The organism is Frigoribacterium sp. PhB118, assembly GCF_003751725.1.
GTDB lineage: Bacteria > Actinomycetota > Actinomycetes > Actinomycetales > Microbacteriaceae > Frigoribacterium.
Window position 1 is genome coordinate 903,513 of record NZ_RKID01000001.1, and the last position, 14,286, is coordinate 917,798.

General features: G+C 69.8%; 13 protein-coding genes. All 13 read right to left on the bottom strand.

The window, feature by feature from the left end; translation table 11 throughout:
• Window positions 1–19: 19 nt before the first annotated feature.
• A complete protein-coding gene (locus EDF21_RS04095) occupies window positions 20–463 on the bottom strand; it encodes a hypothetical protein (protein WP_123570370.1) in 444 nt (147 codons plus the stop codon).
• Window positions 460–963: a hypothetical protein gene (locus tag EDF21_RS04100; protein ID WP_148053625.1), complete on the bottom strand. Its 504-nt coding sequence runs from the start codon at window positions 961–963 to the stop codon at window positions 460–462. The genes EDF21_RS04095 and EDF21_RS04100 overlap by 4 nt, the downstream gene beginning before the upstream one ends.
• Window positions 960–2,099 carry a mannitol-1-phosphate 5-dehydrogenase gene (locus EDF21_RS04105; protein ID WP_123570815.1) on the bottom strand — a complete coding sequence of 380 codons (1,140 nt, stop codon included), beginning with the start codon at window positions 2,097–2,099 and terminating at the stop codon, window positions 960–962. The genes EDF21_RS04100 and EDF21_RS04105 overlap by 4 nt, the downstream gene beginning before the upstream one ends.
• 102 nt (window positions 2,100–2,201) lie before the next feature.
• Entirely contained in the window at window positions 2,202–3,227 is a 1,026-nt protein-coding gene (gene ilvC / locus EDF21_RS04110) for a ketol-acid reductoisomerase (protein ID WP_056046250.1), read from the bottom strand.
• A gap of 72 nt (window positions 3,228–3,299) precedes the next feature.
• Window positions 3,300–3,806, bottom strand: a complete 507-nt coding sequence (gene ilvN, locus EDF21_RS04115) for an acetolactate synthase small subunit (RefSeq protein ID WP_043593980.1) — start codon at window positions 3,804–3,806, stop codon at window positions 3,300–3,302.
• On the bottom strand, window positions 3,803–5,695 hold the full coding sequence (locus EDF21_RS04120; protein WP_123570372.1) for an acetolactate synthase large subunit: 1,893 nt from the start codon (window positions 5,693–5,695) through the stop codon (window positions 3,803–3,805). The genes ilvN and EDF21_RS04120 overlap by 4 nt, the downstream gene beginning before the upstream one ends.
• A 104-nt stretch (window positions 5,696–5,799) precedes the next feature.
• On the bottom strand, window positions 5,800–7,512 hold the full coding sequence (gene ilvD / locus EDF21_RS04125) for a dihydroxy-acid dehydratase (RefSeq protein ID WP_056046252.1): 1,713 nt from the start codon (window positions 7,510–7,512) through the stop codon (window positions 5,800–5,802).
• Window positions 7,513–7,565: 53 nt separating this feature from the next.
• Entirely contained in the window at window positions 7,566–8,126 is a 561-nt protein-coding gene (gene mnhG, locus EDF21_RS04130; RefSeq protein WP_233568354.1) for a monovalent cation/H(+) antiporter subunit G, read from the bottom strand.
• Window positions 8,123–8,386 carry a monovalent cation/H+ antiporter complex subunit F gene (locus EDF21_RS04135; protein ID WP_123570373.1) on the bottom strand — a complete coding sequence of 88 codons (264 nt, stop codon included), beginning with the start codon at window positions 8,384–8,386 and terminating at the stop codon, window positions 8,123–8,125. Before EDF21_RS04135 ends, mnhG begins: the two co-directional genes overlap by 4 nt.
• A complete protein-coding gene (locus EDF21_RS04140; protein ID WP_056046254.1) occupies window positions 8,383–9,003 on the bottom strand; it encodes a Na+/H+ antiporter subunit E in 621 nt (206 codons plus the stop codon). Before EDF21_RS04140 ends, EDF21_RS04135 begins: the two co-directional genes overlap by 4 nt.
• Window positions 9,000–10,637 carry a Na+/H+ antiporter subunit D gene (locus tag EDF21_RS04145; RefSeq protein ID WP_123570374.1) on the bottom strand — a complete coding sequence of 546 codons (1,638 nt, stop codon included), beginning with the start codon at window positions 10,635–10,637 and terminating at the stop codon, window positions 9,000–9,002. The genes EDF21_RS04140 and EDF21_RS04145 overlap by 4 nt, the downstream gene beginning before the upstream one ends.
• Complete coding sequence (locus EDF21_RS04150; RefSeq protein ID WP_123570375.1) at window positions 10,634–11,146, bottom strand: Na(+)/H(+) antiporter subunit C; 513 nt, start codon at window positions 11,144–11,146, stop codon at window positions 10,634–10,636. Before EDF21_RS04150 ends, EDF21_RS04145 begins: the two co-directional genes overlap by 4 nt.
• The gene (locus tag EDF21_RS04155; RefSeq protein ID WP_123570376.1) at window positions 11,143–14,145 is read right to left on the bottom strand and encodes a Na+/H+ antiporter subunit A; all 3,003 of its coding nucleotides are present in this window, start codon (window positions 14,143–14,145) and stop codon (window positions 11,143–11,145) included. Before EDF21_RS04155 ends, EDF21_RS04150 begins: the two co-directional genes overlap by 4 nt.
• Window positions 14,146–14,286: the final 141 nt, after the last annotated feature.

The window sequence follows — 14,286 nt, forward strand, 5'->3', positions numbered from 1 at the left end:
CCGCGCCTCCTGGGCTCGCTCAGACGGTCGTGACGTAGGCCGTCAGGGTCAGCGACACGGCCGCCACGAGACCCAGGGCCGCGAACAGCGCCAGCGTGAACTTCCACAGTTCACGACGGCGCCCCACCACGATCGCCCCGACGAAGGCCAGCGGCGGCACGACGACACCCACGATGAGCGGCACCCACGGGGGTGAGACCACCAGGCCGTCGAGGCCGTTCTCACGGTAGAACTCGTTGTTCTGCGTGAAGACCTGCGGCACGAGCACGAGGTTCGAGATGGCCTCGAACAGGTCGAAGGCGAAGAAGACGGCGAAGACGATCGCCACGGCGAGGTAGAAGAAGAAGGAGGCGCGGCCCGGTTCGCTCGCGTCGCCTGCCGTCACCGAGACGGCGTCGTGCTCGTGGTTGTCGCCGTGGTCGTGGTCGTGCTCGTGCTCGTGCTCGTGGCCGTGGTCGTTCATGCGGAGCCTCCCGTCACGAGGGGCCAGGGGGCCACGAGGAGCGCGCCGAGGGCCATCCACGCGAGGCGACGGCCCGTGCGATCGACGGGGACGAGGACGATGACGGCCACGAACCACGCGATCGGGGCCACCACGGCGAACAGTTCGCCGAGGTTCCACATGAGCGACGAGATCGCATCGGTGAACGGGTTGGTGAAGTCGCCGACGGCGACGATCCAGCCCGCGGCCCAGAGGAGGAACACGCCGCCGAGGACGCCGTGGACCACGAGCGACGCCGAACTCATCACCGCGGGGCCGTCGTCGACGTCGTCCTCGTCTTCTTCGTCCGGGTCGACGGGCTCGTCGACGGGCTCGTCGCCTGCACCGTCCGACCGCCGGGTACGACGCGGACGACCCGTCGGCGCAGGGCCTTCGACGTGGCTGCTGTCGGCCTCGTCACCCCAGGTCAGGGCGTCGTCGGCGTCGCCGCCGGTCGGCACCCGCGGGTCGGCTGGCGTCATGCGGTGAGCTTGGACGAGACCGCCGCGAGCAACGCGGGGAACAGCGGGTGGTCGTCCTGGACGCCGGTCAGCGTGCGCGTCAGCTCGTCGGCGGCGAGGCCCGAGCTCAGCAGCGACTGCAGCTCGACGCTCTCGACGTCGTCGGGCACGGAGAAGTCGAGGGCGGCACGCACGGCGCGGACGAGTGCGTCGTAGGGCAGCCCACGCTCGGCGGCCTGGGCCGCGGGGCCGACGAACCGCTCGTGGCGGCTGAGCTTGCGGAGGGGGTTGCGGCCGACGCGTTCGGTCGTGTCGGGTAGGTGCGGGTTGGCGATGCGGACGAGGTTCTTCTCGATGTAGGACTGCTGCTCGTCGGCGTCGAGCTCGTGCTTGGCCACGAGCAGGCCCTTCGTCTCGGCGAGGACGCCGCGGACCTCGGCCATGACCTCGGCGTCGTCCAGGGCCTCACGGATGCTCGTGAGCCCCTTGCGGAACCCGTGGTAAGCGGCCGCGGCGTGGGCGGTGTTGACCGTGAAGAGCTTGCGCTCGATGAAGGGCTCGAGGTCGGCGACCCAGGTGACACCCTCGATGTCGGGGCGGTGCTCGCCGAACGGCGTGCTCTCGACGACCCATTCGAAGAACGACTCGATGGTGACGTCGAGCGTGCCCCCGGCCTGCTCGGGCACGATCCGGTCGATGGCACAGTTCGCGAAGACGGCGTTCTCGGCCGGATCGTGCTCGCGCACCGCGGCCGCCAGCGAGTCGGTGGCGTTGATGGCGTTCTCGCACGCGATGACGGAGAGCGGCGCCCGATCGGCGGACCGCTGGGCCAGCCCCTTGGCGATGACCGGTGCGACGAACGGCAGGATGCGGGCACCGACCGCGGTGGTCACGACGTCGGCGGTCGCGATCTCGGCGACGAGGGCCGCCTCGTCGGTGCGGCTGTTGATGGCGCGATAACCGTCGACGACGGTCGTACGGCTGTCTTCACCGACCTCGTGCACCTCGAACGACGACTGCGACTGCAGCGCCCCGATCAGGTCGTCGTTCACGTCGGCGAAGACGACCTCGTAACCACTCGCGTGGAGGAACTGGGCGACGAAGCCCCGACCGATGTTGCCGGCGCCGAAGTGCACGGCCTTCTTGCTGTGAGCCATGCCATAGATCATGCCACGACGTCACCGCGCCGGCGGACGGCGAGAGGGCCCCGCACCGGGTGGTGCGGGGCCCTCTCGGGTGGTTCCGGTGCTGCGTCGAGGTCAGCGCGCAGCGCTGCCGTCGACGTAGTCGGAGTCCTGCTGCTTCCAGGCGAACAGGGCACGCAGCTCTTGGCCGGTGGCCTCGATCGGGTGCTCCTCGCCCTTCTTGCGGAGCTCCGTGAACTCGGGCGCGCCGGCGTCCTGGTCCTCGATGAAGCGCTTCGCGAAGGCGCCCGACTGGATGTCGGCGAGCACGGCCTTCATGTTGTCCTTGACGTCGGGGGTGATGACGCGGGGGCCCGAGACGTAGTCGCCGTACTCGGCCGTGTCGGAGACGCTCCAGCGCTGCTTGGCCAGGCCGCCCTCCCAGATCAGGTCGACGATCAGCTTGAGCTCGTGCAGCACCTCGAAGTAGGCGATCTGCGGCTGGTAGCCGGCCTCGGTCAGGGTCTCGAAGCCGTACTGGATCAGCTGCGAGGTCCCGCCGCAGAGCACGGCCTGCTCGCCGAAGAGGTCGGTCTCGGTCTCTTCGGTGAAGGTGGTCTTGATGCCGCCGGCTCGCAGGCCGCCGATGCCCTTGGAGTACGACCAGGCGAGATCCCACGCGGCTCCGGAGGCGTCCTTCTCGACGGCGACGATGACGGGCACGCCGCGGCCGGCCTCGAACTCGCGACGGACGGTGTGGCCGGGGCCCTTGGGGGCGACGAGGACCACGTCGACGCCCTCGGGCGCCTCGATGTAGCCGAACCGGATGTTGAAGCCGTGGCCGAAGACGAGCGCCTTGCCGTCGGCGAGGTTCGGCGCGATGTCGTCGGCGTACACGTGACGCTGGACCTGGTCGGGCGCGAGGATCACGATGACGTCGCCCCAGGCCGAGGCCTCGGCGGGCGTCTGCACCGTGAAGCCGGCCTCCTCGGCCTTGGCGCGGCTCTTCGAGCCCTCCTTGAGGCCGACGACGACCTCGACGCCCGAGTCGCGGAGGTTCAGCGCGTGGGCGTGGCCCTGCGAGCCGTAGCCGATGACGGCGACCTTCTTGCCCTGGATGATCGACAGGTCGGCGTCGTTGTCGTAGACGATTTCAGTCACGGTGTGGTTCTCCTTGGGTGGTGACGGTGGGGTGTCGGGGCGAGGAGGCGCGGTGCGCGACCCCTCGCGGGTTCAGTTCTTGAAGACGCGGTCGGTGATCGACTTCGCGCCGCGGCCGATGGCCAACAGGCCCGACTGCGAGATCTCCTTGATGCCGTAGGGCTCGAGCACGCGGAGCAGCGCCGTCGTCTTGCCGGTGTCGCCCGTGACCTCGATGACGAGGGCGTCGGTCGACACGTCGACCACCGAGGCGCGGAAGAGGGTGACGGCCTCGAGCACCTGCGAGCGGGTCGTGTTGTCGACGCGCACCTTGATCAGCAGGTGCTCGCGCTGCACGGACTGCGAGTAGTCCAGCTCGACGATCTTGATCACGTTGATCAGCTTGTTCAGCTGCTTGGTGACCTGCTCGAGCGGCAGTTCTTCGACGTCGACGACGACCGTGATGCGGCTCAGCCCCTCGACCTCGCTCTTGCCGACGGCGAGGCTCTCGATGTTGAAGCCGCGCCGGGCGAAGAGGCCGGCGACACGGGTCAGCAGACCCGGCTTGTCTTCGACGAGCAGGGACAGGACGTGGCTCATGCGTGTTCTCCGGTCATGTCGCCGTCGCGGGTGGTGTCGGAGGCGCTCGTGCCCGGCGCCTCGTCGTCCCACTCGGGAGCGAGGGCGCGGGCGTGCTGGATCTCGGAGTTCGAGACCCCCTGCGGCACCATCGGCCAGACCATCGCGTCGCGGCTGACGACGAAGTCGATGACGACCGGGCGGTCGTTGGTCGCGAGGGCGAGCTCGATGGCCGCGTCGACCTCGTCCTCGGTGCGGACCCGGATGCCCAGGGCGCCGTAGGCGTCGGCGAGCTTGACGAAGTCCGGCACCATGCGCGTCTCGTGACCCGTGTTGAGGTCGGTGAACGAGTGGCGCCCCTCGTAGAAGAGCGTCTGCCACTGCCGCACCATGCCGAGCGACGAGTTGTTGATGATCGCGACCTTGATCGGGATGTCGTTGATGACGCAGGTGGCCAACTCCTGGTTGGTCATCTGGAAGCAGCCGTCGCCGTCGATCGCCCACACCACGCGGTCGGGCTGGGCGACCTTGGCCCCCATGGCGGCCGGGACCGAATAGCCCATCGTGCCCGCGCCTCCGGAGTTGAGCCAGGCGTGCGGGCGCTCGTACTCGATGAACTGGGCCGCCCACATCTGGTGCTGGCCGACGCCGGAGGCGTAGATCGCCTCGGGGCCGGAGATCTGCCCGATGCGCTGGATGATCGCCTGGGGCGACAGCAGGCCGTCGTCGGGCTGGGTGTAGCCGAGCGGGAACTGTTCGCGAAGACCCTCGAGGTGCTCCCACCAGGCCGCGATGTCGGGCTTGACCCCACCCGTGACCTCGGCGAACGCGCTCGTGAGGTCGGGGATGACGACCTTGGCGTCACCCACGATCGGCACGTCGGCGATGCGGATCTTCGAGATCTCGGCGGGGTCGATGTCGACGTGGACGACCTTGGCACCGGGCGCGAAGAGCTCGGCCTTGCCGGTCACCCGGTCGTCGAAGCGCGCGCCGAGGGCGATGATGAGGTCGCTCTCCTGGAGTCCCAACACGGCCGGCACCGTGCCGTGCATGCCGGGCATCCCGAGGTGTTGCGGGTGGGTGTCGGGGAACGCACCGCGGGCCATCAGGGTGGTGACGACGGGAGCCCCGGTGAGCTCGACGAGGGCCTTGAGCTCGGCCGACGCCCCGGCGCGGATCACGCCGCCGCCGACGTAGAAGACGGGTTGCTTGGCGTCGGCGATCATCTGGGCCGCGGCGGTGATCTGCTTGCCGTGCGCCCTCGTCACCGGTCGGTAGCCCGGCAGGTCGACGACGGGCGGCCAGATGAAGGGTGCGCTGTTCTGCTGCGCGTCCTTCGTGATGTCGACGAGCACCGGGCCGGGACGCCCCGTGCTCGCGATCTGGTACGCGGCGGCGAGCGTCGCCGGGATGTCCTCGGGCTTGGTCACCAGGAACGAGTGCTTCGTGATCGGCATCGTGATGCCGACGATGTCGGCCTCCTGGAAGGCGTCGGTGCCCATGAGGGTCGAGAAGACCTGCCCGGTGATGGCCAGCAGCGGCATGCTGTCCATGTAGGCGTCCGCGATCGCCGTGACGAGGTTCGTCGCGCCGGGGCCGGACGTCGCGATCGCGACGCCGACGCGACCGGACGCGGCGGCGTAGCCCTCGGCGGCGTGCCCGGCGCCCTGCTCGTGGCGGACCAGGATGTGTCGGATCGCCGTCGAGGCCATCAACTCGTCGTAGAACGGGATGATGGCTCCGCCGGGCAACCCGAAGACGTCGGTCACGCCCAGGTGCTCGAGCGACTTGAGGATGGCGCCCGACCCGGTCAGCACGGGAGGCGCGGTCGGCGCCCCGACGGACGCGCCGGCGCTCGGCCGGGCCGTCCGTGTCGCGGTGCCGGGCGTGGGGGTGGACTCTGCAGGCATCAGTGCCGGTTCCCTGTTCGTGGTCGGTGATCGATGGTGACGGTGCGGGACGCGGCCGTGCACGGGGTGCGACGTCGCGACGGCTCGACCGGCGGTGGGACGCGTCAGTAGGTGACGGCGCCCTCGGCCGCGGAGCGGACCTGGCGTGCGTACTTCGCGAGGACACCGCGGGTGTAGCGCGGGGGAAGCGGTGCCCAGCCGTCTCGGCGGGCTTCCAGCTCTGCGGCGTCGACGAGTAGGTCGATCGAGCGAGCGGCGATGTCGACCCGAATCAAGTCACCATCGCGCACGAAGGCGATCGGACCGGAGTCGACCGCTTCGGGTGCTATGTGGCCGATGCACAGGCCGGTTGTGCCGCCTGAGAATCGTCCGTCCGTCAACAGTAGTACATCTTTGCCGAGCCCTGCGCCCTTGATGGCCGCGGTGATGGCGAGCATCTCGCGCATGCCCGGGCCACCCTTGGGGCCCTCGTAGCGGATGACGACCACGTCGCCCGACTCGATGCGCCCCTCGGTGAGGGCGTCCATGGCGCCACGTTCGCGTTCGAAGACCTTCGCCGGCCCCTCGAACACCGACGCGTCGAAGCCCGCCGTCTTGACGACGGCGCCCTCGGGGGCCATCGAGCCGCTGAGGACGGTGAGGCCGCCGGTCGCGTGGATCGGGTTGTCGAGCGTCCGCAGCACCTCGCCGTCGAGCGGCTTCGGCTTGATGGACTCGAGGTTCTCGGCGACGGTCTTGCCGGTGACGGTGAGGCAGTCGCCGTGCAGCAGACCCGCGTCGAGCAGCGCCTTCATGACGACGGGGACGCCACCCATGCGGTCGACGTCGTTCATGACGTACTTGCCGAAGGGCTTCAGGTCGCCGATGTGCGGCACCTTGTCGCCGATGCGGTTGAAGTCGTCGATGGTCAGGTCGACCTCGGCCTCGTACGCGATGGCGAGCAGGTGCAACACGACGTTGGTCGAGCCACCGAAGGCCATGGCCACGGCGATGGCGTTCTCGAACGCCTTCTTGGTGAGGATGTCGCGCGTCGTGATGCCCTGACGGAGCATCTCGACGACGGCCTCGCCCGAACGGTGGGCGAAGTAGTCGCGGCGGCGGTCGGCCGACGGCGGGGCCGCCGAACCGGGGAGGCTCATGCCGAGGGCCTCGGCGACGCTGGCCATGGTGTTGGCCGTGTACATCCCGCCACAGGCCCCCTCGCCCGGCACGATGGCGCACTCGATCGCCTTCAGGTCGTCGTCGCTCATGTTGCCGGCCTTGTAGGCGCCCACGGCCTCGAACGAGTCGATGATCGTGACGTTCTTCTCGGTGCCGTCGCTGAGCTTGACCCAACCGGGGGCGACGCTGCCGGCGTAGAGGAAGACGCTGGCGAGGTCGAGCCGGGCGGCGGCCATCAGCATGCCGGGCAACGACTTGTCGCAACCGGCGAGCAACACCGACCCGTCGAGCCGCTCGGCGTTCATGACGACCTCGACGCTGTCGGCGATCACCTCGCGTGAGACCAACGAGAAGTGCATGCCCTCGTGGCCCATCGAGATGCCGTCGGACACCGAGACGGTGCCGAACTGGAGCGGGTACCCTCCCCCGGCGTGGACGCCTTCCTTGGCACCCTGGGCCAGACGGTCGAGCGACAGGTTGCAGGGGGTGATCTCGTTCCAGCTGCTGGCGATGCCGATCTGGGGCTTGCTCCAGTCTTCGTCGCCCATGCCGACGGCACGGAGCATGCCTCGCGACGTGGTGGCCTCGACGCCGTCGGTGACGACGCGGCTGCGCGGTTTGATGTCGATCCCGTCCGGGGTGGGCTTCTCTGGCATGGGTCGAGTTTAGGGCGTGACCGCGCTCGCGCCGTCCACCGTCGCCGACGGCCTCAGAGCTCGCCCGGCTCCCCCGCGGCGTCTCCGGTCGACCGCGTCCGCCGGCCCTCGTGGTCGCGGGCGTCGTCGTCACCCTCGCTGTCGTCGAGCCCGGACGAGTCCCCGACCCGGTCCATCTCGACGGCCAACGCGTCGGCCGACCCGACGGGCAGGTCGGACACGTCGAGATCGGCGACGTCGCCCTCGGTCGTCTCGGCGATCTCGCCGGCTGCCCGGGCCACGGCGTCGTCGAGTTCGTCCACGACCAACCGATCGCGCAGGAGGTCGCCGTTGCGGTACCCCGCCCGACCGATCATGTGCGCCGAGATGGGTGCGGTCAGCATCTGGAAGACGAGGACGACGAGCAGGGACGCGATCGTCCCCATGGTGTGCTGGTCGAGCGCGATCGCCGCCAGGACCAGGATGAGGCCGAAGATCTGCGGCTTGGTCGCGGCGTGCATGCGCGACAAGGCGTCGGGGAACCTCAGGAGGCCGATGCCCGCCGCGACCGAGAGCAGCGCCCCGCCGATGAGCATGACCGAGGCCGCCACGTCGTAGACCGTCTCGGGGATCACGAGGGATCCTGCTTCGAGACGTAGCGCGCGACCGTGATGGAGCCGAGGACGGCCGTCAGGGCGAGGACGAGGATGACCGGGATGGTCCGGGTGTGGCCGTTGAACACCATGTCGGCGGCGAGGACGCAGATCAGGGTGGTCAGCAGCATGTCGGACGCGATCATGCGGTCGAGGATGGACGGCCCCCGCACGATGCGGATGACCGACGCGAGGCCGGCGAACGCGAAGAGCGCTCCGACGACGTAGGCGACGACGGTCACGAGGGACCTCCTTCGTGGGACGAGGAACGGCTGACCGCTTCGTGGACCTCGGCCGCGGCCGGGGTGCCCTCCGCGATGCGACGGCGGTCGTCGTCGCTGCCGAGCACCCGGACGAGGCGGGCCTCGACGACCAGGACGCCGTCGCGGACGCCCTCGACACCGGCGAGGTCCTCGACCGCGAGCGCGTGCAGGTAGAGGATCGACCGCTCGCGGTCGGCCTCGACCACGAGCGACCCGGGGACGAGCGAGATCGCCTCGGCGACGAGGGTCATGATGAAGTCCGACCTCGTGTGCAGCTGCACCGCGACGATCGCGTTCGAGGTCACGCCGCGAGGTCTGACGGCCTGCCAGGCGACGATGACGGAGGCGCGCACCAGGTCGACCACGAAGTGCGCCAGGAAGACCACGGCGTACCAGAGGTTGAACCGGCCGCTCAGTTCGACCGGGGGCAGGAAGAACACCCGGGTCACGAGCAGCGCCACGGCGACGCCGGTGACGAAGGCCAGGACGGTGAACTGGTTCCACAGGGCCATCCAGAGGACGACCAGTCCGACGAGCAGGGGGAGCTGGCGGGCGAGGCTGCGGCCGACCTCGCCGCGGGTGGGACGGCCGGTCACGGGGTGCTCCCCTCGTCTGCGGAGTCCGAGGCGGGTTCGGGCTCGGGCGACGACGGGTCGGACGTCGTCTCGCCCTGACCGCCCGGGAAGACCGTCTGCACGTAGTCGTTCGAGCCGTAGACCCGGCCGGCCGCACGTTCGGCGACGCCGTAGAGCGGGCCGGCGGCGAAGGTCAGGGCGAGCGAGACGAGCACCATGCCCGCGGTCGCGCCCACCATGGTGCGGGGGTTGGTGCGACGTCGCTGGACGGCCACCCGACCCGGGGCCTCCTCGAGGTGCTCGGTGAAGGGCGACTCGTGGTCGTCGACATCGGCTTTCGGGCGCCAGAACGCGAGGTTCCAGGCACGCATGAGCGCGTAGAGCGTCAGCAGCGACGTGAGGGCCCCGGCTCCGATGAGGACGTACACGAGGGGATCGTCGAGCCGGGCACCGGCCTCGAAGAGCGCGACCTTGCCGATGAAACCGGAGAACGGCGGGATGCCGCCCAGGTTGAGGGCCGGGATGAAGAAGAGGACGGCGACGATCGGTGCCGCCTTGAGGAGACCGCCCAGGCGGGTGATCGACGCCGTGCCGCCTCGCCGTTCGATCAGGCCCGCCCCGAGGAAGAGCGTGGTCTGCACCGTGATGTGGTGCACGACGTAGTAGATCGTGGCGGCCAGGCCCTCGACGGTCCCGAGTGCGATGCCGAAGATCATGTATCCGATGTGGCTGACCAGGGTGAACGAGAGCAGACGCTTGATGTCGGCCTGGGCCACGGCCCCGAGGATGCCCACGATCATCGTCAGCAACGCGATGATCAGCAGGTAGACGTTGACGTTGCTCTCGACGAACAGCACCGTCTCGGTGCGGATGATGGCGTAGACGCCCACCTTGGTCAGCAGGCCGGCGAACACGGCGGTCACGGGGGCGGGAGCGGTCGGGTACGAGTCGGGCAGCCAGAACGACAGCGGGAAGATCGCCGCCTTGATGCCGAACGCCGTGAGCAGCATGACGTGGATGATCGTCTGCACGTCGGGCGGGATGGTGTCCATCTTCTGGGCGATGTCGGCGAGGTTGACCGTGCCGAGCGCTCCGTAGATCATCGCGATGGAGGCGAGGAACAGGACGGACGACACCAGGCTGACGACGATGTAGACCACGCCGGCCCGGATGCGCTGCTCGGTGCCGCCGAGGGTGATCAGCACGTAGCTGGCCACCAGGAGGATCTCGAAGCCCACGTAGAGGTTGAAGAGGTCACCCGCGATGAAGGCGTTGAACACGCCCGTGGCGAGGATGAGGTAGGTCGGGTTGTAGATCGAGACCGGGGCCTCGCCGTCACCGTCGGCCTGGCCCTGCCCGACCGAGAACACGAACACCGCCAGCAGGACGATCGACGAGATGCTGAGCATGAGCGCCGCGAGTCGGTCGACGACGAGCGTGATGCCGAACGGCGCCTGCCAACCACCCACCTGCACGGCGATCGCACCCTGCGTGTCGACGACCACCAGCAGCACCAGGCTGATGACGACGACGAGCGCCAGGGCGACGATCGAGACCACGGCCTGCGACCGGGGCCGCCGACCGGCGATCATCGCCGCCGCGGCTCCGAGCAGCGGGATGAGGACGACGAGCGGCACGAGGTAGCTGGTGGTCATGCTCGGTGCCCTTTCTCGTCGTGGTGGGGCCGGTCGTCGCGCAGCGACCGGTCGTCCGTCGGCACGGCCGCTTCGGCACGGCTGCCGAACTCGCTGTCGCCACCCGCCTCGTCGTCACCGTCGCCCTGTTCGGACTCTTCTTCGGCCGGGACGCCGCGACGCCCGATCTCGAGGTCTTCGGCGTCGTCCGCGAGGGTGTCGCCCTGGGCCAGCCGCCACGACCGGTAGATCAACGCGAGCATGAAGGCCGAGATGCCGAAGGTGATGACGATGGCCGTCAGCACGAACGCCTGCGGCAGCGGGTCGGCGAAGTCGGCCGGATCGGCCTGGCCGTCGACCACGGGGGCCGCGCCGCGACGGCCGGACATGAGGAGGATGAGGATGTTCGTGGCGTTGCCGACGAGCAGGAAGCCCAGCAGCACACGGGTCATGCTGCGCTCGAGCAGCAGGTAGACGCCGCAGGCGTACAGCGCGGCCATGACGACGATCAGGACGAGGGAGACGCTCATGCGCGGCCCCGCTCGGTCGGGGGCGTACCGGCGACGGACACGGGGAGCGCCTCCTCTTCGGGTTCGGACACCTCGCTCGCGTGGCCGAACGCGTCCTCTTCTTCTTGACGGTCGACCTCGGCTCCGAGGCTCCGGAGCACGTCGAGGACGAGCCCGACGACGACCAGGTAGACGCCGACGTCGAAGAAGGTCGACGTGACGAACTCGACGTGGCCGAGCAGCGGCACCTCGGCCTCGACCCAGGTCGAGGTCAGGGCGTCGACGCCGAAGAAGAGCGGGACGAGTGCCGTCGCGGCGACCGTCAGGAGACCGGCCCCGAGGAGCTTGCCGGCATCGAGGGGCGCGGCCGCACCGAGTTCGTACCGACCGCCCGCGAGGTACCGGGCCACGAACGCGAAACCCGCCACCAGACCGCCGGCGAAGCCACCACCGGGCAGGTTGTGACCGGCGAAGAGCAGGTAGATCGAGACGACGATGATGGCGTGGAAGATCAGGCGCACGACCACCTCGAGCAAGATCGACCGGTTCTGCGGGGCGAGTTTGCGCCCGGCCAACAACCAGGCGCGCCGGTCGCCCTCGGTGCTGTCGCCGATCTGCGCCGTCGCCCCGCCGACGGGCACGACCGGCGCCGGCTCGCGCACGGGCCGGACCCGTGCCAGGAACCGCTGGGCACGCGTACGCCGCTCGGGCCGGGGCAGGACGTCGGCGCGGGAGGTCAGGAAGACCAGGCTCGCGACACCGGTCGCGGCGACGATGAGGACCGCGATCTCGCCCATGGTGTCCCATCCGCGGATGTCGACGAGCGTCACGTTGACGACGTTGCGGCCGTGACCGCCGTCGACGGCGAGGTCGGGGAAGGCGCCCGAGACCGTGGGGATCGAGCGTGCCCCGAGGGCGACGACGGCGATGGCGGCCATGACGGACCCGACCGAGATGCCGATGACGGCCCGGATCGCCCGGTGGGTGCGGCCGTTTCGCTCGCCCAGACGGGCCGGCAGCCGACGCAGCACGAGGACGAACGCGATGAGGGTGATGGTCTCGATCAGCGCCTGCGTCAGGGCCAGGTCGGGGGCCCCGTGCAGCGCGAAGAGCGCGGCCATGCCGTAGCCGGTCACCCCGACCAGGACGACGGCCTGGAATCTCTTGTTGGAGAGCGCCGACGCGATGGCGCCGATGATCATCAACCCGCCGATGGCCAGCTGCGCCGGGTAGTCCCAGAGCACGGCGGTGGTCGGCCAGTCGCTGTTGAGCGCCAGCGTCACCACCGACGAGGCGATGAACACGACGAGGATGGTGGCGAGGTAGAAGGGCAACGAACCGCGCTGCGTCGTGGCGGTCGTCCGCGACGCCGTCCGGTCGATGGTCGCCATGATCCGCACGTACCCGTCGGAGGCGCGGGGCAGGAACGAGACGGCCTTCTGCACCTGCGATACCCGGTCGCGCTGCCAGAAGAGGAGGGCCCCGACCCCGAGCGAGACCGCCGTGAAGCCGAGGGCGGGCTCGAGACCGTGCCAGAGGGCCAGGTAGTAGGGGCCGTGCTCGCCCGGGGCCGAGGGGAGCGTGTCGGCATAACGAGCGAAGACCGGACCGACCTGGTACGAGACGAGGCCGAGCACCAGGCCGGCGACGGCCAGGACGATCGGCGACGCCAGGAAGTCGACATGCTCACGGACGAAGTCGACCGGCTCGACGCCCTTCTTGCGACCGAAGGCCCCCCAGAGGAAGCGCAGGCTGTAGGCGGTGGTCAGGATCGACCCGACGACGACGCCGACCAGGGCGACGACGCCCCAGGCCGACCCGGTCACGGCGTCGTCGTAGAGGGCCGTGAGCACGGCCTCCTTCGCGACGAAGCCGAAGGTCGGCGGCACGCCTGCCATCGAGGCGAGGGCGAGGAGCGTCACCACGAGGAGGACGGGAGCCTGACGACCGAGCCCGCAGAGCTTGCGCAGGTCTCGCGTGCCCGCCCGATGGTCGATGACCCCCACCACGAGGAAGAGCGTCGACTTGAACAGGGCGTGGGCGACCAGCAGGGCGAGCCCGGCGAGGGCTGCGTCGCGGGTGGCGAACCCCACCACGATCGTCAGGAAGCCGAGTTGGCTCACCGTGCCGTAGGCCAGGACGAGCTTGAGGTCGTGCTGACGGAGCGCGCGGTACCCGCCGAGGACCATCGTGACCACCCCGACGGTGACGATGATCTCTTGCCAGCCGGGCTGATCGTGGTAGCCGGGGGCGAGACGGGCGACGAGGTAGATGCCGGCCTTGACCATCGCGGCGGCGTGCAGGTAGGCACTGACCGGCGTCGGAGCCGCCATCGCGGCCGGGAGCCAGAAGTGGAACGGCACGAGTGCCGACTTCGACAGCGCCCCTACGAGTACGAGCACGACGGCGACCGTGACGACCGTCCCGGTGGGTGGCTGCTCGACGAGCTGGGACAACGAGCTCGTGCCGCCCTGGACGGCGAGGATCACGAGGCCGACGAGCATCGCGAGCCCGCCCGCGGTCGTCACGATGAGCGCCTGCAACGCGGCCCCGCGGCTGGCCTGCTTCGCCGTGTAGTGCCCGATCAACAGATACGAGAAGACGCTCGTGGCCTCCCAGAAGACGAACAGGACGAACACGTCGTCGCTCGTGACGAGGCCGTACATCGCTCCGGCGAAGGCCACCAGCACGGCGGCGAAGCGTGCCCGACCGGCCTCGTCCCGCTCGAAGTAGCGCGCACAGTAGACGAGCACGAGGCCGCCGATGCCCGTGACGACGAGCGCGAGGACCCAGGCGAGGACGTCCATGCGGAGGGTGAGCGAGATGGCGAGCTGGGGAATCCACGGCACGGCCTCGGTGGGCACCTCGCCCGACAACACGGCGGGCCCCTGGAGGGCCGTGAAGGCGAAGGCGGCGAAGGGGACGACGGACGCCCAGAGGAAGAGCGAACGGCCGAGTCGTCCGCCGACGCAGGCCACGACGACGGCCGCCACGGCGAACGCTGTCAGGACTACGATCACGAGGACCTCCGTCGGCTGGCGACCTCGTCGGACCGGCTCGGCTGAGCGGCGGCGGGGAGTCGCGGCGGGGTGTCCAGACTACCTTGCAGTCGCCTGGGAATGCTCAGACCCGGACATCACACCCGTTCAAGGCATGCGCGC